This is a genomic window from Nonomuraea thailandensis (assembly GCF_024172165.1).
GTDB classification, from domain to species: Bacteria; Actinomycetota; Actinomycetes; order Streptosporangiales; family Streptosporangiaceae; genus Nonomuraea; species Nonomuraea thailandensis.
Map to the genome: position 1 here is coordinate 1,945,264 of NZ_JAMZEB010000002.1, position 26,043 is coordinate 1,971,306.

General features: G+C 74.9%; 21 protein-coding genes and 1 riboswitch. Of the genes, 8 read left to right on the plus strand and 13 right to left on the minus strand.

Features of this window, described 5'->3' with window-relative positions:
- The first annotated feature begins 57 nt into the window (after positions 1-57).
- From HD597_RS12965 to HD597_RS12980, 4 genes are all read left to right on the plus strand, one after another.
- The gene (locus HD597_RS12965; protein WP_253742270.1) at positions 58-447 is read left to right on the plus strand and encodes a pyridoxamine 5'-phosphate oxidase family protein; all 390 of its coding nucleotides are present in this window, start codon (positions 58-60) and stop codon (positions 445-447) included.
- Positions 444-1,655: a precorrin-6y C5,15-methyltransferase (decarboxylating) subunit CbiE gene (gene cbiE / locus HD597_RS12970; RefSeq protein WP_253742271.1), complete on the plus strand. Its 1,212-nt coding sequence runs from the start codon at positions 444-446 to the stop codon at positions 1,653-1,655. The genes HD597_RS12965 and cbiE overlap by 4 nt, the downstream gene beginning before the upstream one ends.
- The gene (cobM, locus tag HD597_RS12975) at positions 1,652-2,407 is read left to right on the plus strand and encodes a precorrin-4 C(11)-methyltransferase (RefSeq protein ID WP_253742272.1); all 756 of its coding nucleotides are present in this window, start codon (positions 1,652-1,654) and stop codon (positions 2,405-2,407) included. Before cbiE ends, cobM begins: the two co-directional genes overlap by 4 nt.
- 115 nt (positions 2,408-2,522) lie before the next feature.
- Entirely contained in the window at positions 2,523-3,467 is a 945-nt protein-coding gene (locus HD597_RS12980) for a cobalt-precorrin-6A reductase (protein ID WP_253742273.1), read from the plus strand.
- On the opposite strand, the gene cobJ is transcribed toward HD597_RS12980, so the two are convergent.
- The 3 genes from cobJ to cobG are packed head-to-tail and all read right to left on the minus strand — an operon-like array spanning position 3,458 to position 6,994.
- Positions 3,458-4,960: a precorrin-3B C(17)-methyltransferase gene (gene cobJ / locus HD597_RS12985; protein ID WP_253759339.1), complete on the minus strand. Its 1,503-nt coding sequence runs from the start codon at positions 4,958-4,960 to the stop codon at positions 3,458-3,460. The two genes, HD597_RS12980 and cobJ, sit on opposite strands and share 10 nt — an antisense overlap.
- 5 nt (positions 4,961-4,965) lie before the next feature.
- The gene (locus HD597_RS12990) at positions 4,966-5,613 is read right to left on the minus strand and encodes a precorrin-8X methylmutase (RefSeq protein ID WP_425572332.1); all 648 of its coding nucleotides are present in this window, start codon (positions 5,611-5,613) and stop codon (positions 4,966-4,968) included.
- Positions 5,614-5,650: 37 nt separating this feature from the next.
- The gene (cobG, locus tag HD597_RS12995; RefSeq protein ID WP_253742275.1) at positions 5,651-6,994 is read right to left on the minus strand and encodes a precorrin-3B synthase; all 1,344 of its coding nucleotides are present in this window, start codon (positions 6,992-6,994) and stop codon (positions 5,651-5,653) included.
- A gap of 17 nt (positions 6,995-7,011) precedes the next feature.
- Positions 7,012-7,213, plus strand: a riboswitch (cobalamin riboswitch).
- A 31-nt stretch (positions 7,214-7,244) separates the two neighbouring features.
- Here cobG and cobN point away from each other — a divergent pair.
- A complete protein-coding gene (cobN, locus tag HD597_RS13000; RefSeq protein ID WP_253742276.1) occupies positions 7,245-11,321 on the plus strand; it encodes a cobaltochelatase subunit CobN in 4,077 nt (1,358 codons plus the stop codon).
- Here the strand turns inward: cobN and HD597_RS13005 are convergent.
- Genes HD597_RS13005 through HD597_RS13030 form a run of 6 tightly spaced genes read right to left on the minus strand, consistent with a single transcriptional unit; the run spans position 11,276 to position 17,481 of the window.
- A complete protein-coding gene (locus tag HD597_RS13005) occupies positions 11,276-12,688 on the minus strand; it encodes a cobyrinic acid a,c-diamide synthase CobB (protein ID WP_253742277.1) in 1,413 nt (470 codons plus the stop codon). The genes cobN and HD597_RS13005 overlap by 46 nt on opposite strands.
- Entirely contained in the window at positions 12,682-13,284 is a 603-nt protein-coding gene (cobO, locus tag HD597_RS13010; RefSeq protein ID WP_253759341.1) for a cob(I)yrinic acid a,c-diamide adenosyltransferase, read from the minus strand. Before cobO ends, HD597_RS13005 begins: the two co-directional genes overlap by 7 nt.
- A gap of 2 nt (positions 13,285-13,286) precedes the next feature.
- Positions 13,287-15,683: a VWA domain-containing protein gene (locus HD597_RS13015; protein ID WP_253742278.1), complete on the minus strand. Its 2,397-nt coding sequence runs from the start codon at positions 15,681-15,683 to the stop codon at positions 13,287-13,289.
- Between the two features lie 3 nt (positions 15,684-15,686).
- Positions 15,687-16,337 (minus strand): histidine phosphatase family protein, encoded by a 651-nt coding sequence (locus HD597_RS13020; RefSeq protein WP_308210603.1) that lies wholly within the window; start codon positions 16,335-16,337, stop codon positions 15,687-15,689.
- A gap of 5 nt (positions 16,338-16,342) precedes the next feature.
- Positions 16,343-17,278, minus strand: a complete 936-nt coding sequence (locus tag HD597_RS13025; RefSeq protein ID WP_253742280.1) for a CbtA family protein — start codon at positions 17,276-17,278, stop codon at positions 16,343-16,345.
- Positions 17,279-17,289: 11 nt separating this feature from the next.
- Positions 17,290-17,481: a CbtB domain-containing protein gene (locus HD597_RS13030; RefSeq protein WP_185103800.1), complete on the minus strand. Its 192-nt coding sequence runs from the start codon at positions 17,479-17,481 to the stop codon at positions 17,290-17,292.
- Between the two features lie 287 nt (positions 17,482-17,768).
- Between HD597_RS13030 and HD597_RS13035 the strand changes: the two genes are divergently transcribed.
- On the plus strand, positions 17,769-18,812 hold the full coding sequence (locus HD597_RS13035) for a hypothetical protein (RefSeq protein ID WP_253742281.1): 1,044 nt from the start codon (positions 17,769-17,771) through the stop codon (positions 18,810-18,812).
- Here the strand turns inward: HD597_RS13035 and HD597_RS13040 are convergent.
- Entirely contained in the window at positions 18,802-20,007 is a 1,206-nt protein-coding gene (locus HD597_RS13040) for a cytochrome P450 (protein WP_253742282.1), read from the minus strand. The two genes, HD597_RS13035 and HD597_RS13040, sit on opposite strands and share 11 nt — an antisense overlap.
- 89 nt (positions 20,008-20,096) lie before the next feature.
- On the opposite strand from HD597_RS13040, the gene HD597_RS13045 reads away from it, so the two are divergent.
- Positions 20,097-20,711, plus strand: coding sequence for a TetR/AcrR family transcriptional regulator (locus tag HD597_RS13045; protein ID WP_253742283.1), 615 nt, complete (start codon positions 20,097-20,099; stop codon positions 20,709-20,711).
- A gap of 22 nt (positions 20,712-20,733) precedes the next feature.
- Here HD597_RS13045 and HD597_RS13050 read toward each other — a convergent pair whose 3' ends face one another.
- The 3 genes from HD597_RS13050 to HD597_RS13060 are packed head-to-tail and all read right to left on the minus strand — an operon-like array spanning position 20,734 to position 23,145.
- The gene (locus HD597_RS13050; RefSeq protein ID WP_253742284.1) at positions 20,734-21,198 is read right to left on the minus strand and encodes a PDZ domain-containing protein; all 465 of its coding nucleotides are present in this window, start codon (positions 21,196-21,198) and stop codon (positions 20,734-20,736) included.
- Positions 21,191-21,787: an RNA polymerase sigma factor gene (locus HD597_RS13055; RefSeq protein WP_253742285.1), complete on the minus strand. Its 597-nt coding sequence runs from the start codon at positions 21,785-21,787 to the stop codon at positions 21,191-21,193. The genes HD597_RS13050 and HD597_RS13055 overlap by 8 nt, the downstream gene beginning before the upstream one ends.
- 29 nt (positions 21,788-21,816) lie before the next feature.
- Positions 21,817-23,145 (minus strand): S8/S53 family peptidase, encoded by a 1,329-nt coding sequence (locus tag HD597_RS13060; RefSeq protein ID WP_253742286.1) that lies wholly within the window; start codon positions 23,143-23,145, stop codon positions 21,817-21,819.
- A 105-nt stretch (positions 23,146-23,250) separates the two neighbouring features.
- Here HD597_RS13060 and HD597_RS65790 point away from each other — a divergent pair, with 105 nt between their 5' ends.
- Positions 23,251-25,998 (plus strand): CHAT domain-containing protein, encoded by a 2,748-nt coding sequence (locus tag HD597_RS65790; protein ID WP_253742287.1) that lies wholly within the window; start codon positions 23,251-23,253, stop codon positions 25,996-25,998.
- Positions 25,999-26,043: the final 45 nt, after the last annotated feature.

Here is a 26,043-nt window from a genome sequence, read left to right on the forward strand (position 1 = left end):
CGCCACGGCAAAGGGCGCGATATACGATTGCCTGGCACAAATCACCCGAGGAGGATCGTGAACCTGGCCGAGCAGGGCAGCGCTTTCGCCGCCTTCTGGCAGGAGCGGCACCTGTGCACGCTCTCCACCGCCCGCCCCGACGCCCCGCCGCACGTGGTGCCGGTGGGCGCGACGCTGGACCTGGAGACCGGCATCGCCCGGGTGATCACCTCCGGGACCTCGGCCAAGGCCAGGCTCATCGCCGCGTCCGGCGGCGCCCCCGTCGCGCTCTGCCAGGTGGACGGCCGGCGGTGGTCCACGCTGGAAGGACGGGCCGTCGTACGCACCTCGCCGGACGAGGTGGCCGACGCCGAGCGCCGCTACACGGCCCGCTACAAGCCGCCCCGCGCGAACCCGGCCCGCGTGGTCATCGAGATCCAGGTGACCCGCGTCCTGGGCAACGTGTGATCACCGTCGTCGGCATCGGCGCGGACGGCTGGGACGGACTGCCCGAGACGTCGCGGCGCGCGCTGGAGGCCGCCGAGGTCGTCATGGGCGGCCCCCGGCAGCTGGAGCTCCTGCCCGCGTCGGCCGCGGCGGAGCGCGTGCGCTGGCCCTCGCCGCTGCTGCCGGAGCTGCCCGCGCTCGTGGAACGGCACGCCGGCCGCGAGGCGTGCGTGCTGGCCAGCGGCGACCCCATGTTCTACGGCATCGGCTCCACGCTGGTCCGGCTCCTCGGCGCGCCGAACGTGCGCGTGCTGCCGCACGTGTCGTCGCTGTCCCTGGCGTGCGCCCGCCTCGGCTGGCCGGTCGAGCAGGTCGAGACGGTCAGCCTCGTCGGCCGCCCGCCCGAGACGCTCAACGCCCTCGCGCTCCCCGGCCGCCGGATCGTCGTGCTCGGCGCGGGCCGCGACGCCCCGTCCCAGGTAGCCGCGCTGCTGACCACTCGCGGGTACGGCCCCAGCCCCATGACGGCCCTGTCGGACCTGGGCGCGGCCACCGAGACGGCCCAGCACGGCACGGCCGAAGCGTGGGCCGGACCCGCCGCGTCCCCGCTCAACGTGATCGCCGTCGAGTGCGTGCCCGGCCCCGGCGCCGAGCCGCTGGCCCTCGTGCCGGGGCTGCCCGACACCGCGTACGAGCACGACGGCCAGCTCACCAAGCGCGAGGTCCGCGCGGTCACCCTGTCGCGGCTCGCCCCGTGCCCCGGCGAGCTGCTGTGGGACGTCGGCGCGGGCGCGGGCAGCATCGCCGTCGAATGGATGCGCAGCCACCCGTCGTGCGCCGCCGTGGCCGTCGAGAGCAGGCCCGACCGGGCCGCCGCCATCCGCCGCAACGCCGGCCGGCTCGGCGTGCCGGCGTTGCGCGTCGTCGAGGGCAAGGCCCCGGCGGCCCTGGACGACCTGCCCGCGCCGGACGCGGTGTTCGTCGGCGGCGGCGTCACCGCGCCCGGCGTGCTCGAACGCTGCTGGTCGCAGCTGCGCCCCGGCGGCAGGCTCGTCGTCAACGCCGTCACCCTCGAATCCGAGGCCCTCGTCGGCCAGTGGTACGGCCGGCTCGGCGGCGACCTCGTCCGCCTGGCCGTGCAGCGGGCCTCGCCCGTGGGCGGATTCACCGGATGGCGGCCGGCGATGCCCGTGACCGTATGGTCCCTGACCAGGAAGGACGACACGTGACCGTGTACTTCGTCGGTGCCGGCCCCGGCGCCGCCGACCTGATCACCCTGCGCGGGCTGCGCCGGCTGCAGACGGCTCCGGTGTGCCTGTACGCGGGGTCGCTGGTGCCCCGCGAGCTGCTCGACTCCTGCCCGCCCGGCACCCGGCTCGTCGACACCGCGAACCTCACCCTCGACGAGATCGTCGCCGAACTGCTCGCCGCCCACCGCGACGGGCTCGACGTCGCCCGCCTGCACTCCGGCGATCCGTCCGTCTTCAGCGCCGTGGCCGAGCAGATGCGGCGGCTGGACGCGCTCGGCGTGCCGTACGAGGTGGTGCCGGGCGTTCCCGCGTTCGCGGCGGCGGCGGCCGCGCTGGGCCGGGAGCTGACCGTGCCCGGCGTCGGCCAGACGATCATCCTGACCCGCACCTCCGCGCGGGCCACGCCGATGCCCGAGGGCGAGGACCTCACGACGCTGGGGGCCAGCGGGGCCACGATGGTGCTGCATCTGGCGGTGCAGCGGATCGACGAGGTGGTGGCCGAGCTGCTGCCCTCGTACGGGGCCGACTGTCCCGTCGCGGTGGTGGCGCGGGCCAGCAGGGCCGATGAGGTGATCCTCCGGGGGACGCTGGCGGACATCGGGGAGCGGGTGCACGCGGCCGGCATCCGGCGCACCGCGGTGATCGTCGTCGGACGTGTGCTGTCGGCCACGCAGTTTCCCGACAGCCATCTCTACAGCGTGGATCGGGAGCGTTCGTGCGACGGGTCCTGACCGGGAGCGGCCGCGCGGACCGGGGCCTGCGTCCGGTCCTGGGCATGAGGGGTGGCACGGTCTGGGGCCTTCGGCCGGTCGTGGGCCTGGGCGGTGGCGCGGACCGGGGGCGGGCATGCGGCGCGTCCTGATCCTGGGTGGCACGGCCGAGGCGCGGGCGCTGGCGGCCGAGCTCGCCGCCCGTCCCGGCCTGCGGGTCGTTTCGTCGCTGGCCGGGCGGGTGAGCAACCCCCGCCTGCCGGTCGGGGAGGTGCGGGAAGGCGGGTTCGGCGGAGCCGGGGGCCTGGCCGCCTACCTGGCCGGGGAGCGCATCGACGCGCTGGTGGACGCGACCCATCCGTTCGCCGAGCGGATGACCGCGTCGGCGGCCGCCGCCTCGTCCGCCACCGGAGTGCCGCTGCTGGTCCTGCGGCGGCCGGGCTGGCGGGAGGGGCCGGGCGACGCCTGGCAGCGGGTGCCCTCCCTGCACGACGCCGCCGCCCTGCTCCCCACCGCTGCCTGGCCGGCCGCCGCGCCGACCACGGCCGCACCCGCTACGAGCGCGGCCCCGCTGAGCACAACCGCTGCCGCGCCAGGCACGGCCGGTTCCGCGTCAAGCACGGCCGCCCCAGGCACGGCCGGGGCCGCCCCAAGCACGGCCGGGCCAGCGTCAAGCACGGCCGGGCCCGCGCGGGGCCGGGCCGGTGGGGTGCGTGCCGCGGAGGCACGGGTGTTCCTCACCACGGGCCGCAGGAGCCTCCCGCTCTTCACCGGCCTGCCCGGGGTGTGGCTGCTGGCCAGGTCGGTGGACCCGCCGGAGCCGCCCGTGCCCCCTCACGTGCACGTGCTGCTCGGCCGAGGCCCGTACACAGTCGAGGGAGAACGCGCCCTCATCCGCGAGCACCGCCTGAACGTGCTGGTCACCAAGGACAGCGGCGGACAACTGACCGCAGCCAAGCTCACCGCCGCCCGCGAGCTCGGCCTGCCGGTCATCATGGTCGACCGCCCGCCACTCCCGCCCGGCGTTCGCCTGGTGGACACCGTGGCGGCGGCGACGGCCTGGGCGGCGGCTCAGGGATAGCGGCGGGGCGTGTAGACCAGGCCGCGGTCGGTGACCCGGGTGGTCGAGGAGCCGACGATCAGCAGGCAGCGCATGTCCACCTGCCCCGGATCCAGGTCGCCCAGCGTCGTGACGGTCACGCTCTCCTGCTCGCCGCCCACGTCCCGCCCGATCACCACGGGGGTGGCGGCGTCCCGGTGCTCCAGCAGCAGGTCACGGGCCGCGGCGAGCTGCCACGTACGGCTGCGGGAGGCCGGGTTGTAGATCGCCAGCACCAGGTCGGCCGAGGCCGCCGCCGTGAGCCGGCCGGCCACCACCTCCCACGGCTTGAGCAGGTCGGACAGCGAAACCACGCAGTAGTCGTGCCCCAGCGGCGCCCCCACGCGGCCGGCCACCGCCTGCGCGGCCGTCAGTCCCGGCACGATCCGCACCGGCACGTCCGGGAAGTCCGCCGCCGCCTCCATCACCGCGCTGGCCATGGCGAACACGCCGGGATCCCCCGACGACACCACCGCCACCCGCGCGCCGTCGCGGGCCAGCTCCAGCGCGTGCCTGGCGCGTTCGGCCTCCACCCGGTTGTCGGTGCGGTGGCGGCGCTGGCGCGGGTTCGGCGCCACCCGGTCCACGTACGGGCCGTACCCGACGAGGTCGGTGGCGGCGGCCAGCGCCTCCTGCGCCTCGGGCGTCAGCCACGGCCGCCCGGCCGGCCCCAGCCCCACCACGGCCACCTCGCCGGGCCCCGCGCCCGGCCCCGCGCCCGGCGTCTCGGCCGCCGGACGTTCCGGCACGAACGTGCGCTCGGCCGGGCTGGTCAGCAGGGCCAGCGAGAAGTACGGCACGCCGCCGGCGTCCACGTCCTTCAGCGGCGCCACCCGCTCGGCGCCCATCGTGGCGCGCTCGACGTACCAGGCGTCGTCCAGCCGCCCGGCCTCGGCCAGCGCCTCACGCACCTTCTCGAACGTCCTGCCCAGCTTGAGCACCGCCGCCGAGTCCGTCTCCCGCAGCCGGTCGGCCAGCACGTCCGCCGGCAACGTGCCGGGCAGCACGGTCAGCACCTCGTCCCGCTCCACCAGCGGGCGGCCGAGCACCGCGGACGCGGCGCTGACCGACGTCACACCCGGCACCACCTCGGTCTCGTAGCGGTGGGCGAGCCGCTTGTGCATGTGCATGTACGAGCCGTAGAACAGCGGATCGCCCTCGGCCAGCACCACCACGGTCCGTCCCGCGTCCAGGTGCGCGGCCAGCCGCTGCGCGCAGTCGGCGTAGAAGTCGTCGAGCGCGCCCTGGTAGCCGCCGGGGTGGTCGGTGGTCTCCGTGGTCAGGGGGTAGAGGAGCAGCTCCTCGATCTGGCCCTCCCGCATGTACGGCAGGGCGATGGAGCGGGCGATGCTGCGGCCGTGCCTGGCGGCGTGGTACGCGATCACGTCCGCCTCGCCGATCAGCCTGGCCGTCTTGACCGTGACCAGCTCCGGGTCACCGGGGCCGAGGCCGACCCCGTACAGGCGTCCCTGCAACGCGCTCACTCCGTCTCGTCCGCGATGGCGTTGATCGCCGCCGCCGTCATCGCACTGCCGCCGCGGCGGCCGTGCACCACCAGGTGTTCCAGGTCGCTGCCGGCCAGCGCCTGCTTGGACTCGGCCGCGCCGATGAACCCCACCGGGATCCCCAGCACCGCCGCCGGCCGCCCCGCGCCCTCCCCGACCAGCTCCAGCAGCCGGAACAGGGCGGTCGGGGCGTTGCCGATGGCCACCACCGCGCCGTCCAGACGATCACGCCACAACTCCAGGGCGGCGGCGCTGCGCGTGGTGCCCAGCTTCTCCGCCAGGCCCGGGACGCGAGGGTCGGGCAGGGTGCACAGCACCTCGTTGCCGGCGGGCAGCCTGCGCCTGGTCACGCCCGAGGCGACCATCATGGCGTCGCACAACACGGGTGCGCCCCGGCGCAGCGCCTCGCGTGCCCGTACCACCACTCCGGGGGACCAGGCCAGGTCGGTGACCAGGTCGGTCATGCCGCAGGCGTGAATCATCCGCACCGCCACCTGGGCCACCTCGGGGGGTAGGCCGGTGAGGTCGGTCTCGGCGCGGATGGTCGCGAACGAGCGCCGGTAGATCTCGGCGCCGTCGCGGATGTAGTCGGTCACGGGTGCCTTTCTCGGTGGCTGGGTCATCACGGTCGCCTTGCCTGGTGGCCGCTGCCGGTGGTGATCACTCGGGTTGCCGCCGGTAGCCGTCGCCGGTGGCGATCAGCTCGACGACCCGGCCGCGGGGCAGGCCGCAGCGCCGTTCGCAACCGGCCCAGTGGACGGGTGTACCGGGGATGCGGTCGAGGCCGTCCACGGCGGGGTCCGGAGGGGCCGTGGCCTCCACGCCGAAGTTAGGAGGGACCAGACCCTCCACGCCGGGGATCGGAGGGGTCGTGCCCTTCACGGCGAGGGCCGGAGGGGTCAGGCCCTCCACCCAGCGCCGCGCGTCCGCCTGCACGTCCGCCAGCGCCTTTCCGCACCCGGGCCGGCCGGTGCAGGCGGTGACTCCGGCCCACGGGGACGCCGGGTCCGTGATCAGGCCGGCACCGGAGAGCGCCCGCTCCGCGCGGTCCGCCTCGGCGGGGGAGAGGTCCAGCGACACGGCGGTCCGCCACGGGGTGAGCCGTACGGTGGGGCCGGTGTCGGCGAGGGCTCGGAGCTGGGCAGGGGTCAGCCTGCCGAGCGGCACCAGCACCTCAAGCGCCACCCGCCCGTCCCGCTGCACGCGCCGCCCGGCCCGCCGCGCCGCCACGCCGACACGCTCCGGCAACGCCGGCTCGTGGTGGACCGCTGATCCGGTGACCGGGTCGGCGGTCGGCCGCCGGACTGTTGATCTGGTGTCCAGGTCGGTGGTCAGGCGGGTGGTGATGCGGGAGGGGCCGTTCTCCAGCTCGTGGATGCGCCAGGCGCGGGGAGCGTCGCCGGAGCGTTCGTCGAGGAACGCCTCCGCGGCGGCGATCATGAGAGGCACCGCAGCCTCCGGGCCGCAGCGCAGGCCCATGTCCTCCCCGGCCAGCAACAGCCGCCCGCCGCGGGAGTCCTCACCCGCGTACGTCACGTCGGCCCCGAGCCCGGCCACGTCCCCCGAGCCGTCGTCCAGCGCGAACAGGAACCGCCCCGGCAGCTCCGCCAGCCGCGGACGTGCGCACAACGCCCGGTCCAGCTCCTCCACCAGCGCGACCACGTCCAGCACCCCGCCGTCCCCCCGGCCGCTGAGGGGCGAGGCGACGATGTTGCGGACGCGCTCGTGCCCGGCCGACGGCAGCAGCCCCGCCGCGGCGAGGTGCTGGGCGAAGGCGGCGGGTGAGTGGAGGCCGCGCACCTGGACGTTCGCGCGTGAGGTGAGCTCGATCACGCCCGATCCGAAGGTCTCGGCGCAGTCCGCGAGCGCGTGGAGCTGGGCGGCGGAGGCCGCGCCGCCGGGCAGGCGGACCCTGGCCAGCGGGCCGTCCGCGGCCTCGTGTACCTGTAGCGCGCCCGGACAGGCGTCGGGACGGATCCGTCCGGAAAAGTCGGCTATGGACACGAAGAGGATGGTAACGCCAGTTCTGGTGGAGGTCGGTCTTGCCGTACGCTCCTGGTAGGCGATGGCAATGGGAGGAAGCCGGTGCGAAACCGGCGCGGTCCCGCCACTGTGACCGGGGAGCGAACCCCACCGCAGGCCACTGCCCGGAGACGGGTGGGAAGGCCGGGGTGAGCGCTGATCCGGGAGCCAGGAGACTCCTGCCGTCGCATCACCCGCGACCGGGGCGAGGACCCCGAGGGAGGAATGCGCCGTGCCTGGCGACAGCCGTACCGTCCTGCTGCTCTCGACATCGGACACCGACCTGCTGAGCGCCCGCGCGAGCGCCGCTCCCTACCGGCTGGCCAACCCCGCCAGGCTGATCCCCGACGACCTGCCCGCGCTGGTGGAGGGGGCGGACCTGGTCGTGGTACGCCTGCTCGGCGGGCGGCGCGCCTGGGCGGAGGGGCTCGACGCGTTGCTGGCAGGGCCCCGGCCCGTGGTGGTGCTGGGCGGGGAGCAGGCGCCGGACGCCGAGCTGATGGAGCTGTCCACGGTCAGCGGCGGCGTCTGCGCCGAGGCGCACGCGTACCTGGCCCACGGCGGGCCGGCGAACCTGGCCGAGCTGCACGCCTTCCTGTCGGACACCGTGCTGCTGACCGGGCACGGGTTCGCGCCGCCCGCGCGGACGCCGTCCTGGGGGAGGCTGGAACGGGAGGCCGGGACGGGCAGCGGTGCCGCGTCCGCCGCGCCCGGCAGCGGCGCGCACCACCCCGCTGCAGAAGCTCCCGGCGCTGACCGGCCCGGCGCGGGTCGGCCTGGCGCGGGTCGGTCCGGTGGAGGCCGGCCTGCCGCGGGCCGGCTCGTCGCGGAGCGTTCCGGGGCGCCGGGGCGTGAGCCCGTGGTGGGGGTGCTCTACTACCGGGCGCACCACCTGGCGGGCAACACCGCGTTCGTGGAGGCGCTCTGCTCGGCGATCGAGGACGCGGGCGGCCGACCGATGCCGATCTTCTGCTCGTCACTGCGCACCGCCGAGCCCGACCTGCTCGACGCCCTGCGGGCCGCGGACGTGCTGGTCGTGACGGTGCTGGCCGCGGGCGGCGCGCGCCCCGCCACCGCCGGGGCGGGCGGCGACGACGAGGCCTGGGACGTGGGCGCGCTGGCCGCGCTCGACGTGCCGATCCTGCAGGGCCTCTGCCTGACCACCAGCAGGCAGGCGTGGGAGGAGAACGACGACGGCCTGTCGCCGCTGGACGCCGCCTCGCAGGTGGCGATCCCCGAGTTCGACGGGCGGATCATCACGGTGCCGTTCTCGTTCAAGGAGATCGACGAGGACGGGCTGACCGTCTACGCCGCCGACCCGGAGCGGGCCGCCCGGGTGGCCGGCATCGCGGTACGGCACGGCCTGCTGCGCCACGTCCCGCCCGCCGGGCGGCGCCTGGTCGTGATGTTGTCGGCGTACCCGACCAAGCACTCCCGCGTCGGCAACGCCGTCGGCCTGGACACCCCGGCCAGCACCGTGCGGCTGCTCGCCACGCTCGCCGAGGCCGGGTACGACCTGGGCGACGGCTTCCCCGGCGTGGCCGAGCAGGACGGCGACGCGCTCATCCACGCCCTGATCGCGGCCGGCGGCCAGGACCAGGACTGGCTGACGGAGGAACACCTCGCGGGCAACCCGGTACGCATCTCCACCGCCTCGTACGAGCAGTGGTACCGCACGCTGCCCGAGGACCTGCGGGCCGCGACGGAGCGGCACTGGGGCCCGCCGCCCGGCGAGCTGTTCGTCCACGACGGGGACATCGTGCTGGCCGCGCTGCGCGCCGGGAACCTGGTCGTCATGGTGCAGCCGCCGCGCGGTTTCGGCGAGAACCCGATCGCCATCTACCACGACCCCGACCTGCCGCCCAGCCACCACTACCTGGCCGCGTACCGCTGGCTGTCGGCCGAGTTCGGCGCGCACGCGATGGTGCACGTGGGCAAGCACGGCAACCTGGAATGGCTGCCGGGCAAGTCGGCGGGGATGTCCGCCGCGTGCGCCACCGACGCGGCGATCGGGGACCTGCCGCTGGTCTACCCGTTCCTGGTGAACGACCCCGGCGAGGGCACCCAGGCCAAGCGGCGGGCGCACGCCGTGCTGGTGGACCACCTGGTGCCGCCGATGGCCAGGGCCGACACGTACGGGGACATCGCGCGGCTGGAGCAGCTCCTGGACGAGCACGCCACCATCGCCGCCATGGACCCGGCCAAGCTGCCCGCGATCCGGGCGCAGATCTGGACGCTCATCCAGGCCGCCCGGCTCGACCACGACCTGGGGCTGGCGGACCGGCCGCACGACAGCGAGTTCGACGACTTCCTGCTGCATGTGGACGGGTGGTTGTGCGAGGTGAAGGACGCGCAGATCCGTGACGGGCTGCACGTGCTGGGGCAGGCCCCGGTGGGGCCGGTGCGGGTCGATCTGGTGCTGGCCATGCTGCGGGCGCGGCAGTTGTGGGCCGGGCGCGAGACGCTACCGGGGTTGCGTGAGGCGCTCGGGCTGGTCGAGGACGGTACGGCGGGGCTGACGGCCGTGGATCGGGCCGAGGCGGTCGCGCGTGCGCTGGTGGAGGGGATGGAGGAACGCGGCTGGGCCCCCGAGGCGGCCCCTGAGGTCGCCCGTGCGGTCCTCGCCGCCGCGGCGCCGGAGGTCGTGTCGGCGGCGCCCGATGCATCGTTGCGTGCGCCCGTTGACAGGGCATCCGGGGCGTCCGGGGTCTTCGATGCCTCCGGGGCGTCCGGGGCGTCCGGGGCGTCCGGGGCGTCCGGGGCGCCCAGGGCCTCGGGGGCGTCCGGGGCCTCAGGCGCGCCCGCGCGAGTCGTGGGCGAGGGTGCCGACCCCGACCTGGTCACCCGCATCCTCACCTTCGCCGCCACCGAGGTCGTCCCCCGGCTGGCACGCACCACCGACGAGCTGGGCCACGTCCTGCACGCCCTGAACGGCGGGTACGTCCCCGCCGGCCCCAGCGGGTCACCGCTGCGCGGGCTGGTCAACGTGTTGCCGACGGGCCGCAACTTCTACTCCGTGGACCCCCGCGCGGTGCCCAGCAGGCTGGCCTGGGAGACCGGGCAGGCGATGGCCGAGTCGCTGCTGGAGCGCTACCGCGCCGACACGGGGGAGTGGCCGCGCTCCGTGGGCCTGTCCGTCTGGGGCACCAGCGCCATGCGGACGGCGGGCGACGACGTGGCGGAGGTGCTGGCGCTGCTCGGCGTCCGCCCCGAATGGGACGAGGCCTCCCGCCGCGTCACCCGCCTGGAGCCGATCCCGCTCGCCGAGCTGGCCCGGCCCAGGATCGACGTGACGGTCCGGATCAGCGGTTTCTTCCGGGACGCGTTCCCGCACGTGGTGGCGATGCTCGACGACGCCGTACGCCTGGTCGCCGCCCTGGACGAGCCGCACGAGCACAACTACGTGCGCGCCCACGTGGCCGAGACGGTGGCCAGGACCACGGGCGAGACAGGGTCCACGGGCGAGACAGGGTCCACGGGTGAGACAGGGTCCACGGGTGAGACAGGGTCCGGGGGCGCGGGCGGGGCCCGGACCACGGACGAGACCGCGGGGGGTGCGGGCGACGAGCGGCAGGCCACGATGCGCATCTTCGGTTCCGCGCCCGGCGCGTACGGCGCGGGGCTGCTGCCGCTGATCGACAGCCGCAGCTGGCGCGACGACGCCGACCTGGCCGAGGTGTACGCGGTCTGGGGAGGCTTCGCCTACGGCCGTGACCTCGACGGCGTGGCCGCCCGCCCGCAGATGGAGGACGCCTACCGCCGCATCGCCGTAGCGGCCAAGAACGTCGACAGCCGCGAGCACGACATCGCCGACTCCGACGACTACTTCCAGTACCACGGCGGCATGATCGCCACCGTCCGCGCCCTCACCGGCAGGGCCCCGGCCGCGTACGTCGGCGACAGCACCCGTCCCGACGCCGTACGCACCAGGACGCTCTCGGAGGAGACCGCCCGCATCTTCCGCGCCAGGGTCGTCAACCCGCGCTGGCTGGCCGCGATGCGGCGGCACGGGTACAAGGGCGCGTTCGAGCTCGCCGCCACCGTCGACTACCTGTTCGGTTACGACGCCACCACCGGGGTGGTCGCCGACTGGATGTACGACAAGCTGACCGAGACGTACGTGCTCGACCCGGAGAACCAGGCGTTCATGGCCGAGTCGAACCCGTGGGCCCTGCATGGCATCGCCGAGCGCCTCCTCGAGGCCGCCGAGCGCGGCATGTGGGAGCGGCCGGACCCCGAGGTGCTGCGCGGGCTGCAGGAGGTCTACCTCAAGACCGAGGGAGACCTGGAGGACGACACCAGCCGCTGAGCCGTTCCCGGCGTGCCGGCCCAGTGCAGGTGCAGGTAGGAGGCCGTCACCAGAGCGTCGCCGTACCCGTCGGCGCCGCTCCTGCCTGTGCCGGTAAGGCGGGGGTGGTCGTCCCAGCGGAACAGCGGCCGGGCCGCGTACTCGACCGTGGTGCGGTGGAACTCGTGCCCTCGGAAACGCTCGCCCGGCCTGGTCAGCGGCGTACGCGCGAGCGCGACCGCCGCCCGGTAACCGAGCGTCAGCCGGGACGTCATCGAGGCCCGGCCGGGCACGCGGCCGCACATGCGCCGCCCGTCCAGCTCGTCGCACAGGTACAGCAGCCCCGCGCACTCGGCCGCGATCGGCCCGTCGAAGGCCGCCACCCGGGCGCGCAGGGGCTCGTTGGCGGCCAGCTCCGCGGCGTACACCTCGGGGAAGCCGCCGCCGATCACCAGCGCGCCGGCGCCGTCGGGCAGGCGCTCGTCACGCAGCGGGTCGAAGGTCACGACGTCCGCGCCCGCCGCCCGCAGCAGCTCCACGTGCTCGGCGTACCCGAACGTGAACGCCGCCCCGCCCGCCACCGCCACCACGGGCCGCATCCCCGCCCCGCCCGCCACCACGGGCCGCATCCCCGGCGCGCCGCCGGCCTCGTCCGCCACGGCGGCGCCCGCGTCCCAAGGGGTCGCGTTCAGCGGAGGCGCCGACCTGGCCAGCCGCAGCAGCCCGTCCAGATCGCACGACCGGGACACCAACGCGGCCAGCCGATCCACCGCGTCCACCGCCTCGTCCTGCCGCTCGGCCGCCGGCACCAGCCCCAGATGCCGGGACGGCGTGAACACGGCGTCGTCCCGCCGCACCGCCCCCAGCACCGGCACCCCCACCCCGGCCAGCGCGGAACGGCACAACTCCTCGTGCCGATCGGACCCGATCCGGTTGAGCACCACCCCGCCCACCCGCACCCGCGGATCGAACGTGGCGAACCCGTGCACCACCGCCGCCACCGACCGGCTCTGCCGGGCCGCGTCCACCACCAGCACCACGGGCGCGTCCAGCAGCCGGGCGACGTGCGCGGTGGACGCGAAGTCGGTGTCACCCCTGCCGTCGAACAGCCCCATCACCCCCTCGACCACCGCGACCTCACACCCGGCCGCCCCGTGCAGGAACAGCGGCACCACCCGCTCCTCACCCTGCAGCCACGGATCCAGGTTCCGCCCGGGCCGCCCGGTGGCCAGCGCGTGATAGCCGGGGTCGATGTAGTCGGGCCCCACCTTGTGCGGCGAGACCCGCAGGCCGCGCGCCCGCAGCGCCGCCATGAGCCCGGTGGCCAAGGTCGTCTTCCCGCTGCCCGACGACGGCGCCGCGACGACCAGCCGCGGGATCGTCACCACTCGATGCCCTTCTGGCCCTTCTGCCCGGCGTCCATGGGATGGCGTACCTTGCCCATCTCCGTCACCAGATCCGCGGCCTCGACCAGCCGCTCGGGCGCGTCCCGCCCGGTGATCACGACGTGCTGGTTCCCCGGCCGCCCGGTGAGCGCCGCCAGCACGTCGTCCAGGTCCAGCCACCCCCACTTCAGCGGGTAGGTGAACTCGTCCAGCACGTAGAACCGGTACGTCTCGGCCGCCAGATCCCGCTTGATCTGCTCCCAGCCCTCCCGGGCGTCGGCCGCGTGGTCGTCCTCGGCGCCCGGCCGCTGGATCCACGACCAGCCCTCGCCCATTTTGTGCCAGGTGACGGGGCCGCCCTCGCCGCTGTCCCCGAGCACCTTGAGCGCCCGCTCCTCGCCGATGCGCCACTTCGCCGACTTCACGAACTGGAACACCCCGACCGGCCACCCCTGGTTCCACGCCCGCAACGCCATCCCGAACGCGGCCGTGGACTTGCCCTTGCCGGGGCCGGTGTGCACGATCAGCAGCGGCCTGGTGCGGCGCTGCCGGGTGGTGAGGCCGTCGTCGGGCACGACGGTCGGCTTGCCCTGCGGCACGATCAACCCGCCTTCCTGCGATCCCGCACCTCGCGGTCACGCGTCCTGGGGTCCCGCACCTCGCGATCGCGCGTTCTCGGGTCCCGTGTTCTCGGATCCCGTGTCCTGGGGTCCCGTGTCCTGTGGTCGTGGACGACCGACCCGAGGTCGGTCAGCGAGTCGAGAGGTACGAGCCGCGCCCGCAGGCGAGCCGCCAGCCGTACGGCCAGGCCGAGCCGCACCGGCCCGCTCTCGCAGTCCACGACGACCGCGGCCGTGCCGTCCAGCAGGGACGCCGCCCGTTCCACGGAACCGCCCGCGGTGGCGCGCCCGTCGGTCACCAGGACCAGCAGCGGCCGCCTGGCGGGATCGCGCAGCCGTTCGACGCGCAGCACCTCCGCCGCCCGCACCAGCCCCGCCGCCAGCGGCGTGCGCCCGCCCGTGGCCAGCGTGCGCAGCCGCGCCGCCCCCACCTCCACCGACGACGTCGGCGGCAACGCCACCTCGGCCCCCGCGCCCCTGAACGTGACCAGCCCCACCTTGTCGCGCCGCTGGTACGCGTCCAGCAGCAGGCTCAGCACGGCCGTCTTGACCGCGGTCATCCGCTTGCGCGCCGCCATCGAGCCGCTCGCGTCCACCACGAACAGCACGAGGTTGCCCTCCCTGCCTTCCCGCACCACTTCGCGCAGGTCGTCCCCGCGCAGCACCAGTCCGGGGCCGCTGCGCCCGCGCTCCCTCTGGTACGGCGCCGCGGCCCGCATCGTCGCGGCCACGTGCAGGTCACGCACCCGCCCCGACGGGCGGCGCGCCCCCGTGCCCCGCCCCTGCGACGCCCGCGACCTGGACCGCCGCCCGGCCGCCCCTTCACCGATCCCCGGCACCTCCAGCAACGGCACCCGGAACGGCTGCGCCACCCCGGCCACCCGCAGACCACCCTCCCCTGCGCGGCCCTCCCCGGCCCCGTTCTTCCCGGCCCCGCCGTCCGCTCGCACCGCGTCCAAGCCGCCGTCCCCCCGCCGCTCGCCGGCCGCTCCCTCTGGCGCGCTGCCGCCGGGCGGGACTCGGCCGGCGCCGTCCCACGCCCGGTCCGGCGCGCCGGATCGGGGCCGTCGGCGGTCGTCCGACTGGCCGCGGGCACGCTCTCGCCGCCCGTCATCCGCGCGGTCGTCCTGTCCGGAGCCGTGCCGGCGATCATCGCCCGCCTGGCCGCCCGACCCATCGCTCCAGCCGCCGTCAGCCCGGGAAGCCTGGCTCCGCGCGCCGTCGGGCCCGGAAGCCTGGCCCCGCCTGCCGTCAGGCGAGGAAGCGTCCTCCTGCCCGCCGTCCGGTCCGGAGGCCCGGTCCGGGCCGTCCGGTCCTGAGGGCCGGTCCGGGCCGCCATCAGGCCCGTCCGGGTCGTCATCGTCGCCGGAGGTCCGCTCCAGCAACTCCTCAAGCAAAGCCTCGTCCAGCCCCGGAGCGTCGAACGGGTCCCGCCGCCTCCGGTGCGGCAGCGACAGCCGGGCGGCGGCGCGTACGTCCTCGGTGGTGACCCTGTCCCGGCCCTGCCAGGCGGCGTGGGCGATGGCGGCGTTCGCCGTGACGAGGTCGGCCCGCAGCCCGTCCACCTCGAACGCCGCGCACACCGTCGCGATCTGCCGCAACCGCGCGTCCGGCAGCCGCACCTCCGCCACCCGGGCCCTGGCGGCCGCGATCCGCCGGGCCAGCGCCGCCTCCTCACCGGCCCACCGCGCCGCGAACGCCCCGGGGTCGAGGTCGAACGCGAGCCGCCGCCGCACCACCTCGGCGCGTTCGGCGGGGTCGCGGGAGGCCTTCACCTCGACCGTCAGCCCGAAGCGGTCGAGGAGCTGAGGGCGCAGCTCGCCCTCCTCCGGGTTCATGGTGCCCACGAGCAGGAAGCGGGCCGCGTGGCGTACGGACACGGACTCGCGCTCGACGTAGCACGTCCCCAGCGCGGCGGCGTCGAGCAGCAGGTCGACGAGGTGGTCGTGGAGGAGGTTCACCTCGTCCACGTACAGCACGCCGCGATGCGCGGCGGCCAGCAGGCCCGGCTCGAACGCCTTCACCCCTTCCGTCAGCGCCCGCTCCACGTCGAGAGAGCCGACCAGCCGGTCCTCCGACGCGCCGACCGGCAGCTCCACCAGCGCGGCCGGCCGGCTGACCCCCTCGGCCCCGGCGTCGTGCGGGCCGTCGGGGCACTCGGGCGCTGGCGCCGCCGGGTCGCAGGCGAACCGGCAGCCGGGCACCGCGTCCACGGCGGGCAACTGGGCCGCGAGCGCCCGCACGATCGTGGACTTGGCGGTGCCCTTCTCGCCGCGCACGAGCACCCCGCCCGCCCGGGGGGAGACGGCGTTGAGCACCAGCGCCAGCTTCAGGTCGTCGAGGCCGACCACGGCGCTGAACGGATAGGTGACGATCAAGACTCAGACCTTTCGGTTGACGTACGCGATCCGCCAGCCGTCCTGCGCGGCGATCAGCTCGGTGGCGGACAGGGGCGCGAGATCGAAGCGAGCGGCGGCCACGGGGTCCAGGCCCAGTGCATGCCCGAGCGCCGCCCTGATGACCCCGACGTCACAGACCACGACTCCCGGCACGGGGACATGCTGTCCGGCCGGCACGGAGGCAGGGGCATGCCGCCCGGCGGATGCGAATGAGGATGCGAATGAGGATGCGGAGGCGGAGGCGACGTGCCGGGCCGGTTCTCGGGTCGCGTCGAGCCAGGCCGCCACCCGGTACGTGAGCGCGGCCAGGCTCTCGCCGCCGTGAGGGGCGGCGTGCGGGTCGGACAGCCAGCGTGCCAGCGCCTCCGGCTCCTCCAGCGCGACCCGCTCGTACGGCAGGCCGCGCCACCGCCCGCAGTCCGCCTCCCCGAGCGCGGCGCACACCCGTGGCTCCAACCCCATGGCCAGGGCGGTCCGCCGTGCCGCCCCGGCGGGGGAGACCCACGCCGCCCGGCCCGCGAACAGCGGGCGCAGGGCGGCGGCCCTGGCCAGGCTCGCGGGATCCGCGTCCACGTCGCCGGGGAAACAGGCCGCGCGCATGACAGGTGTCGTCGCGTGCCGGATGAACAACACCCGGCTCAGCCCGGCGAGGCCGGAGACGGAGACGTGGGCGGAGATGGAGACGTGGGCGGAGGCGGAGACGTGGGCGGGACCGGAAGCGGTGGCGGCGCTGGCGCGGCCGTCGCCTGCCGGGCCGCTGCCCGGTCGCTCACCCAGCCGAACAGCACCCCGAAGGCCGCCCAGAACACGAGCTGCGTCCCGAGCGAGGCGATCCGGAACTCCCACAACAGCGTCGCGGGAAACCCGCCGGGAACCTCGTCGACCGTGGGCAGCAGCACCCACGCCGCGACCACCGGCACGAGGAAGCCGCCCGCGGCCGACGCCCACCGGATCCAGGGGTCCGCCGAGGAGACGCGCCGGGCGGTCGCCACGCCGATCGCCGTGGCGGCCAGCCCGACCAGCACGATCACCACGTACAGGAGCGTGCGGTCGTTGATCGTCCCGGGATCTCCCACGCCGGGTGGATTAGGGGGATATTTCAGGAACGGTACGAGGACGACGGCGGTGAAGGCCGCCCCGGCGGTGGCCAGGGCCAGCCGCCCGTCCGGGCGCGGCCCGACCCGTCCCCGCAGGCCCGCGAACGCGAGCGCGAAGACACCGCCCATGGCCAGCCCGTACAGGCCGGTGGCGAGAAAGATCCCGGCCTTCTGCACCGGCCTGGAGACCGTGGCCTCCTCGCCGTGATCATGTCCATGAGCATGCGGTGCCGCCTCGCCGTGCCCGTCCGCCTGGCCGGACGCATGCCCGCCGGGCTCGCCGGACGCGTGCCCGGCGGGCGAGCCCGATCCGGGCGCGGCGGCCGGGCCCGGGCCGGGCGCGGCCGGAGCCGCCGCCTCTTCGAGGGTGATCGCGCTGTCCACGTGCGGCTCGCCGAAGACGAAGGCGAAGCCGCCCGCGACCAGTCCGGCCAGCAGGCCCACCCACAGGCCCCTGACCAGCAGGGTGCGTACCATGCGCCCGCCCTCTAGTGGCAGGGCACGCCGAGCAGATGACGCCCGTCGTGCATCAGCTCGTGCAGGAACGCCCCCGTCTGGGAGACGGCGCCGTTGTCCATCAGGACGAGGTACGCGACGAGCAGCAGCACGGGCACGGCCGGCAGCCAGAGGCGCAGGCGCGGAAAGGGAATGGCGGCGGAAGGAGTGGTGAGTCCACTCATCTGATCCTCCTCAGGGTTGACGCGTCCCATTCAGCGAGGTCACGGCCACCAAGCGACCTGGCTCCCGGGATCTACGTCCCGGATACAGTGGCGCGTCCGCACCGGCATCTCACCGGATTTCCCTTGGACAACCGTGAAATCTACCGGAACGTATCCTTTCATCCGGTTCGCGTCAACATCATGGTGGTGCTGACCCCCGTACGATCTGGGGTGCGCGCGGGAATGTGACCGCGGCACCCTGAGCCGGACCCTGGAGCGGACATCACCGCGCCCCCCAGGAGGCCCCCATGTCCGCCGCACCGTTCGAGCTGCGCCGCCGGGTGACGCAGTGGCACCGGCCGCTGATGCTCATGGTGGCCTCGATGCTGGCCCTGCTCGTCGTCTCGCTGGCCGGGCTCGTGCTCGACGACCGGGTGCTGCAGGGCGCGCCCGTCTGGCTCAAGCCGTTGAAGTTCGCGGTGTCGCTGGCCGTCTACGGGACCACCCTGGCCTGGATGTTGTCCCTGCCGCACCGGGGCAGGCGGTGGACCTCGGGGATGGCCACGCTCTTCGCGGTCGCCGCGTTCGTCGACGTCGGGATCGTGGCGGTGCAGGCCGCGCGCGGCACGTTCAGCCACTTCAACGACTCGACGGAGCCCTTCGAGGAGGCGATCCAGCGCGTCTTCGGCATGGGCGTGATGAGCATGATGCTGGCCAACCTGGTGCTCGCGATCGTCCTGACCGTCCAGCGGGTGGGGCCCGACCGGGCGGCGAGCCGCGCCATCCACACGGGGCTCGCGCTGGCCGTCGCCGGCATGTTCCTCGGCTTCCTCATCCCGTTCCAGGGCAAGCCCCACACGGGGCTGACGACCGGCGGCCTGCCGGTGCCGCTGACGAGCGGCCACAGCGTGGGCGTGCCGGACGGCGGCACCGGCCTGCCGATCACCCAGTGGAGCACCACCGGCGGGGATCTGCGCGTCCCCCACTTCGTCGCCCTGCACGGCTTCCAGGCGATGCTGCTCCTCGCGCTCCTGCTGGCCTGGCTGGCCGCCCGCCACCCGATCCTGCGCGACGAGCGCACCCGGGCCCGCCTGATCGGCGTCGCCGCCCTGGGGTACGCCGGCCTCGTCGCCCTGGTCACCTGGCAGGCCTTCCGCGCCCAGCCCCTCACCAGCCCCGACCTGCTGACCCTGGGCGCCGCCGCCCTGCTGGCCGGCCTCACCACCTTGGCGTGCGGCGCCGTGCTGGCGGTCGCCCGCCGAGGCGGCGAGGCTGTCACCGAGCCGGGCGAGCCCGCCCGGCTCGGTGACAGCGGGGCGGGCTCCGGGTGGACGGACGGCGTTACCAGGTGACGGGCAGCTCGTTCATGCCGTACACGGTGGAGTCGTCCTTGAACGACAGCTCCTCGGCGGGCACCGCCAGCCGCAGCCCGGGCACGCGCCGGAACAACGTGGTGAAGACGATCTCCAGCTCCACCCGGGCCAGGCTCTGCCCCAGGCACTGGTGCGGGCCGAAGCCGAAGGCGAGGTGGCTGCGGGCGTCACGGTCGATGTCGAACCGCTCGGGGTCCTCGAACGCCTCGGGGTCGCGGTCGCCGGCGTTGGCCAGCATGAGGACGCCGGACCCGGCGGGGATCACGGTGCCGCTGAGCTCGACGTCCTCCAGCGCCACCCGCGCCATCGCCAGCTCGGCGATGGTGAAGTACCGCAGCAGCTCCTCCACGGCGTTGCCGACCTTGTCCGGGTCGGCGCGCAGCGCGTCGAGCGACTCCGGGTGCCGCAGCAGCATGTACGTGCCCAGCGAGATCATGTTCGCCGTGGTCTCGTGCCCCGCGATCAGCAGCAGGAAGGCCAGGCTGAGCAGCGCCAGGTGGTCGGCCTCGCCGTTCTCGCGCTGCTTGACGATCTGGCGCCCGAGCAGATCGTCGGTGGGCTCCTGCTCCTTGGCCGTGATCAGCTTGTCGAGGTAGACGACCAGCTCCATCACGGCGTGCTGCCGCTCCTGCTCGGTGGCCGCGCGGTTGAGCAGCTGCGCCGAGTGGACCTGGAAGAAGTCGTGGTCGGAGTACGGCACGCCGAGCAGCTCGCAGATCACCAGCGACGGCACCGGCAGCGCCAGCGCCGTCACGAGGTCGGCGGGGCGCGGGCCGTCGAGCATGGCGTCGAGGTGCTCGTCCACGATCTGCTGGATGCGCGGCCGCAGCGCGGCCATGCGGCGGACGGTGAACTCGCCGATCACCATGCGGCGGGCCTGGGTGTGCTCGGGCGGGTCCATCTCCAGCAACATCTTCGGCAGCGGCGAGTCGGCCATCTGCCCGTCGGCGCTGCTCAGCCGCGGCGCGTTGGGGTGGCGGCGGTCCGCGCTGAAACGCGGGTCGCTCAGGATCTTCCGGATGTCCTCGTAGCGCGTGGCCACCCAGGCCTCCCGCCCCGTGGCCAGCGCGACCTTGGCGACGGGCTGCTCGCGCAGGAACCGCAGGTGCTGATCCGGCGGTGCGAACGGGCAGCCGCGGGCGGTCTGGAGCGTCGCGGTGGAATCAGTGGTCAAGGCTCTCCCATCACCATGGTGTCCAACAGCACAACTTCCCTACACCTGTAGCCTAACCTTCAATTGTCCGGGACACTACACTGACATGCGTGACGACGAGCACCAGAGACCGCGGTGAGGATCAGGCCGACCCGAGGGTGCGTCGCACCAAGGCGGCCCTGCGGGCCACCCTGATCGAGCTCGTCCAGCACCGGGACCTGTCGAGGATCAGCGTGGCCGACGTCGCCGAGCGGGCCGGGATCAGCCGCTCCACCTTCTACGACCACTACCGCGACGTGCACGAGCTGGCCGCGGCCGCCTGCACCGCCATGATCGACGAGCTCATCGACGCCATCCCCGGCCGCGACGGGACGGGCTCGGCCGGGGCGTCGCCCGACACGCTGCTGACCTTCTTCGCGCACCTCGCCGAGCACGCCGGCCTCTACCGCAGCGTGCTCGGCCCGCAGGGCAGCGCCCGCGTCATGGACCACCTCCGCCACCGCGCCACCGCGACCGTCTACGCCAACCGCACCGGCGCCGGCCTCCCCGACCGCGCCGCGGACATCCCCCACGACGTCCCGGCCGCCTTCACGGCGGGCGCCCTGCTCAGCGTCGCCACCGACTGGCTCCGGCGCGGCTGCCCCTGCCCGCCCGCCGAGATGGCCGCCCTGACCCGCCCGCTGCTCGTGGCGCTCTACCGCGAGGAGCCCGGCCTGCCCGCCTGACCTCCGCGCGGGCAGGGACGGCCTACAGCGTGAACCAGCTCGTCGTCACGTCCAGCCCCGTGTGGGTGCGGCAGTGCAGGCGGAACGGGCCGTCCGGCTTGCCGCGGATGACGAACACCCCCATGTCGTCGATCTCCAGCGGCCCCCCGTTCCCCGACCCGCCCTGCACGCGGATCTCTCCCGCCTGCGGCGGCACCACCTGGCCGAGCAGGGCGCCCTCGGTGATCTCCAGCTCGATGGTGAGCTGGTGGGCGGCGAACGTGAGCGCGCGCAGGACGGCGGAGTCCGCGCGCAGCGCCGCCGCCTCCTCCTCGCGGTGCATGGCCGAGTCGTAGGTCAGCTCGGCCAGCTCCACGTCGAGATCGAGGTCACGCCAGGCGAACGCCGACTTCCCCGCCTCGACGAAATCGCGTGGGACGGCTTCGGCGGCCCTGATGGCCGCGCGGAGCCGGGAAACAAGCTCGTGGTCGTCCCACGCCTCAGACATGGCTATCACCTTCCCGCACATCCATGTCGGCCCCCATCAGGGCGGACAGCGCCGCGTTGGCGCGCAACCTCGCCAGGCAGCGCGACCGGGTGGGGCCGATGCTGCCCACGGCCATGCCGAGCCGCGCGGAGATCTCCGCATAGGGGATCTCCAGCATGAGCAGCGCCAGCAGCCGCTGGCAGCCGGGCGGCAGCTCGGCGAAGGCCGCGCGCAGCACGGCGTTGCGCTCGGCCTCCTCCACCGCCCGCGTGATGTCGTCGCCCTGGTCGTCCGCGGTGGTGGCGGTGTCGAGCGGGTACTCGGCGGTGTCCTGCCTGCGCCTGGCCCTGCGTACGCGGACGCACTCGCGTTTCGTCGTGGTGGCCAGCCAGGAGCCCAGCCGCTCCGGGTCCCGCAACCGCGACAGGTGTTCCACGGCCCGCATCCACACGTGCTGGGCGACGTCGTCGATGTCCCGCCGGTCCAGGCCGTACGCCTTGCAGATCGACCAGAGCATGGGCGCGTACCGCTCGACGAGCCGGTCCCACGCCCGCTGGTCACCCGAGCGGGCGCGGACGACCAGGGCGTCCACCGCGAAATCCTCCGGCATGGGCAGGTCCTTCGCAGACGCCTCCGCCGTCACTTCATGAACCGCACGATGTCGATGCCGGCGGGTGCGGCGGAGTCGAACGTTGTCGGGGCCCTATCAGGGTCCTCCCAGAACAGCTCGTCCGCCAGCTCCCGGACGGACACTCCCTGTTCGTAGGCCTTCTGGGCGATGGCGCCGCCGGCGTACGCGGCCGCGAACGAGGTGCCGCTCCACGTGGCGTGCCCCGGGGCGGGGAAGTCGGCCCACCGGTCCGTCACCTTGACCACCCCCGCCACCACGTCGAGGTCGGCCATCCACACCCTGCCGGGCAGGAACAGCCCGGGCAGGTGCATGCCGGGCGCGGTGCAGTCGGTCCAGGGCGCCTCCTCCAGTGTCGGGGAGAAGTACGCCGCCGCGTCGCCCGCCTCGTTCCGGGCGCCGACCGCGATCACCGTGGAGCTGGCGGCCGGCCAGATCGGCGTGTTCGGGGGCAGCTCGGAGAACTGGGTGCCCTCGGGCGCCGCGGCCCTGTTCTGGCCGTTGTTGCCCAGGGCGGCGACCTTGACGATGCCGCTCGTGCGCTCGCAGGCGCGGGCCAGGACCAGCGGCTCCCGTCCGTCGGCCGTGGCGCCGCCCAGCGCGATGATCATCATGTCCAGGTCGTCGTCCAGCGTGCCGACCATCGTGGTGGCCAGCTCCCAGGAGCCCGTGGTCAGCGTCTTGGCGTCCAGCACGGGATAGATGACGAACTCGGCGTCCGGCGCCTGCCGCGCCGCCACCGAGGCGACGAAGAGGGCGTGCCCGCTGAAGGACACCTGCTGCTCCTGCTCCGGGAGCAGCGCGTCGGGGGTCCCGAGCAGGTACCGCCCGGCGAGCTGCGGGTGCGGATGGAGCGGAGTGTCGAGGATGCCGATGCGGGGCCGCCGCCGGGTGCTCTCCGACGGCGGGCGCAGCTCGAACGCGGGGATGGGCTGCGGATCGCCGGCGCTGCCCCCGCTGTACGGCGAGCCCTCGATGTTCTCGTAGACCCGGACCTTCGCCACCACCGGCTGGTAGCCCCGGTGCCCGGCGGCCGACGCCTCACGGAGATGGAACAGCAGCAGGTCCAGGGGAGCGGGCGTCTCGCCCTCCATGTACGTGCCCGCGGCCGCCGCCCTGACCCGCGCCACGAGACCGGGATCGAGCGACTCGACGCCCGTGGCGAGCCCGCCCAGCCTGTACCGGTGCAGGCCGAGCCGCGTGCTGGTGGCGAGGGGCGTCATCGTGATCCGGAGCGCGTCGAGCCTCTGACGCACCTGTCGCAGGTCCTTCGGGTCGAGCACGATCTCGTCGCTGCGGAACGCCTCGATCCGGCGCCTGACCACGTTGTAGTCGGCCATCGCTGTCTCCTTGGGGTGTGGTGATAGCGCGCGCCGAAAAACAGAGAGCAGTTGTCGCCGGGTTGATACATCACACGGGGCCGATTTCGCGGCACACTCCCGTGAGTGAGTCAGAGCCCTTCCGATCCGGGCGCGGAGCTGCTGCGGCTCGCCGAGTCCGACCCTGCCCGCCTGATGGTCGTGGCCGCCGGCGCGGCGCGGCGCGCGCGGGACGAAGGCGACCTCGCGCTCGCCTCCGTGGCGGCGCGCGCCCTGGGCATCGCGGCGCTGCACGTGACGGATCTGCACGTCGCCGCCCGGCACCTGCGTGAGTCCATCCGGCTCGCCCAGCGGGCCGGGTCGCCGGAGCTGGCCGCGGAGGCGCGGTTGCGCCTGTCCTTCGTCTGGTGCGTACGCGGGCGCATGGAGCAGGCGCTGGACGAGGTGGACCGGGCGCTGCGCGACCTGCGCGGCGCGGGCAGGGCCAGGGCGGAGGCCCAGCGGGCCGTGATCTACAACCATCTGCGCAGGCCCGACGAGGCGCTGGCCGCCTACCGCCTCGCGGTGCCCGCGCTGCTCCAGGCCGGGGACCACCTGTGGTTGCAGCGGGTGCTGTCGAACCGCGGGATCGTGCACGGCTTCCGCAACGAGTTCGGCGCGGCGGAGCACGACCTGCACGAGGCGGAGCGGCTGTGCCGCCGGCTGGGCCTGGACCTGTCCCTGGCCATCGCCTGGCAGAACCTCGGCTGGCTCAGCGCCCTGCGCGGCGAGGTGCCGGCCGCGCTGCGCTACCTCGACATGGCCGAGCAGCGCTTCCGCGGGCTCGACACGCACCAGCTCTGCTGGACGCTGGCCGACAGGACCGAGCTGCTGCTGTCGGCCGGGCTCATCGCGGAGGCCAGGGAGGCGGCCGAGGAGACGCTGGCCGAGTTCGGGCGGCGCAAGCGCACGGTGGGCGTGCCCGAGGCCCGGCTGCTGCTCGCGCGCACGGCCTACCTCGAAGGCGACCACGAGCAGGCGGTCCGCGAGGCCCGCCGCGCGGCGCTCGGCTTCGGCCGGCAGCACCGGCCGGAGTGGGCGGTGGCGGCCAGGTTCGTGGCGCTGAGGTCGTCGGCCGCGGCGGGCACTCCCCGGGTGAGCGTGGAGCGGGTGGAGCGGTGCGCCGCCGAGCTGGCCGCGGCCCGCCTGCTCTCCTCCGAGGTGGAGGCCCGCATGCTGGCCGCGAGCCTGGCGATGGAGCGCGGCTGGGACGAGCGGGCCCAGCGGCAGCTCGAGCTCGCGGCGCGGCGGCGGCTGCGGGGGCCCGCCATCCAGCGCGTGCCCGCCTGGCACGCCGAGGCGCTGGTACGGCTCGCGCGGGGCAACCGGCGCGGCGCCAGGAGCGCGCTGCGCACCGCGTTACGCGTGCACGACGAGCACCGGGCCACGCTGGGGGCGACCGATCTGCGGGCGCACGCGTCCGGGTTCCGGGTCGAGGCGGCCGAGCTGGGCCTGCGGATGGCGCTGAGCGACGGCCGGCCGGAGGAGGTGCTGGCCTGGGCGGAGCAGGGCCGGGCCAGGCACCTGCTGATGAAGCCGGCCCGGCCGCCGAACGACCCGCGGCTGGCCGGGGCGCTGGCCGAGCTCCGGATCGTGGTCGCCGACATCGCCAGGCGGCGCGGCGCCGGTGAGGACTTCGCCGCCCTGACCGAGCGGCAGGTGAAGCTGGAGCGGGAGATCCGCGACTACTGCCGCCACCACGCCGAAGGGGCCGCGCTGGCCGCGCCGGTGCCGCACCGCGAGCTGGGGCGGGCGCTGGGGGAGCGGGCGCTCGTCGAGTTCGTGCACGTCGACGAGGTGGTGCACGCCATCACGGTGGTGGACGGCCGGGTCCGGCTGCGGGAGCTCGGGCCGCTGGGGCCGATCCGCGCGCTCGTCGAACGCGTGCCGTTCGCCCTGCGCCGGATGGCCAGGCGGCAGTCGCTCCCAGGTAGCCAGGACGCCGCGGAGCTGCTGCTGCGTGCCAGCGCGGAGCGGCTCGACGCGCTGCTGATGCGGCCCCTCGCCGCCGACGTGGGGGACCGGCCGCTGGTGCTGGTGCCGAGCGGTCCCGTCCAGGCGCTGCCGTGGTCGGTGCTGCCGTCGTGCGCGGGCCGCCCCCTGTGCCTGTCACCCTCGGCGACCCTGTGGCACGCCGGAAACCAGGCGGGCGGGACCCCGCGGCTCGCCGGGGAACAGGCAGGTGAGGCGCCGAGGCCGGGTGGAGACCACGCAGGTGAGATGCCGAGGCCGGCTGGAGGGCAGGCGGGCGCCGGGGTGCGGGGGCCGGGGCGGGTGCTGGCGGCGGCCGGGCCCGGGCTGCCCGGCGCCCGTGCGGAGGCCGAGGGGGTCGCCTCCATCCACTCCGTGCCCGCCCTGGTCGACGCGGCCGCCGGCACGGAGGCGGTGCTGGCCGCGCTGGACGGCGCCAGGCTGGCGCACATCGCCGCGCATGGCCACGTCCACCCCACCAACCCCCTGTTCTCCTCCCTCCGCCTGGCCGACGGCCCGCTCACCGTCTACGACGTGGAACGCCTGCGCCACCCGCCGGAGATCGTGATCCTGGCGGCCTGCGACAGCGGCCGCTTCGTCGTCCGCCCCGGGGACGAGCTGCTCGGGCTCAGCGCCACGTTCCTGGCCCTGGGCACCCGCACCATCGTGGCCCCCGTCCTGTCGATCCTGGATCTCGAGAGCACCACCCTCATGATCGCCCTGCACAAGCTGCTGGCCGCCGGTCACTCCACGGCCGCCGCGCTCGCGCAGGCGCAGCAGCAGGTGGCGGGGGAGGACCTGGCGGCCTACGCCGTGGCGGCCGGGTTCGTCTGCATGGGGGCGGACACGACCCTGCCGTCCTGACCGCCGGTATCAAGGTGGCACCCGTTCGCTCTGGTGCGGGTTAGG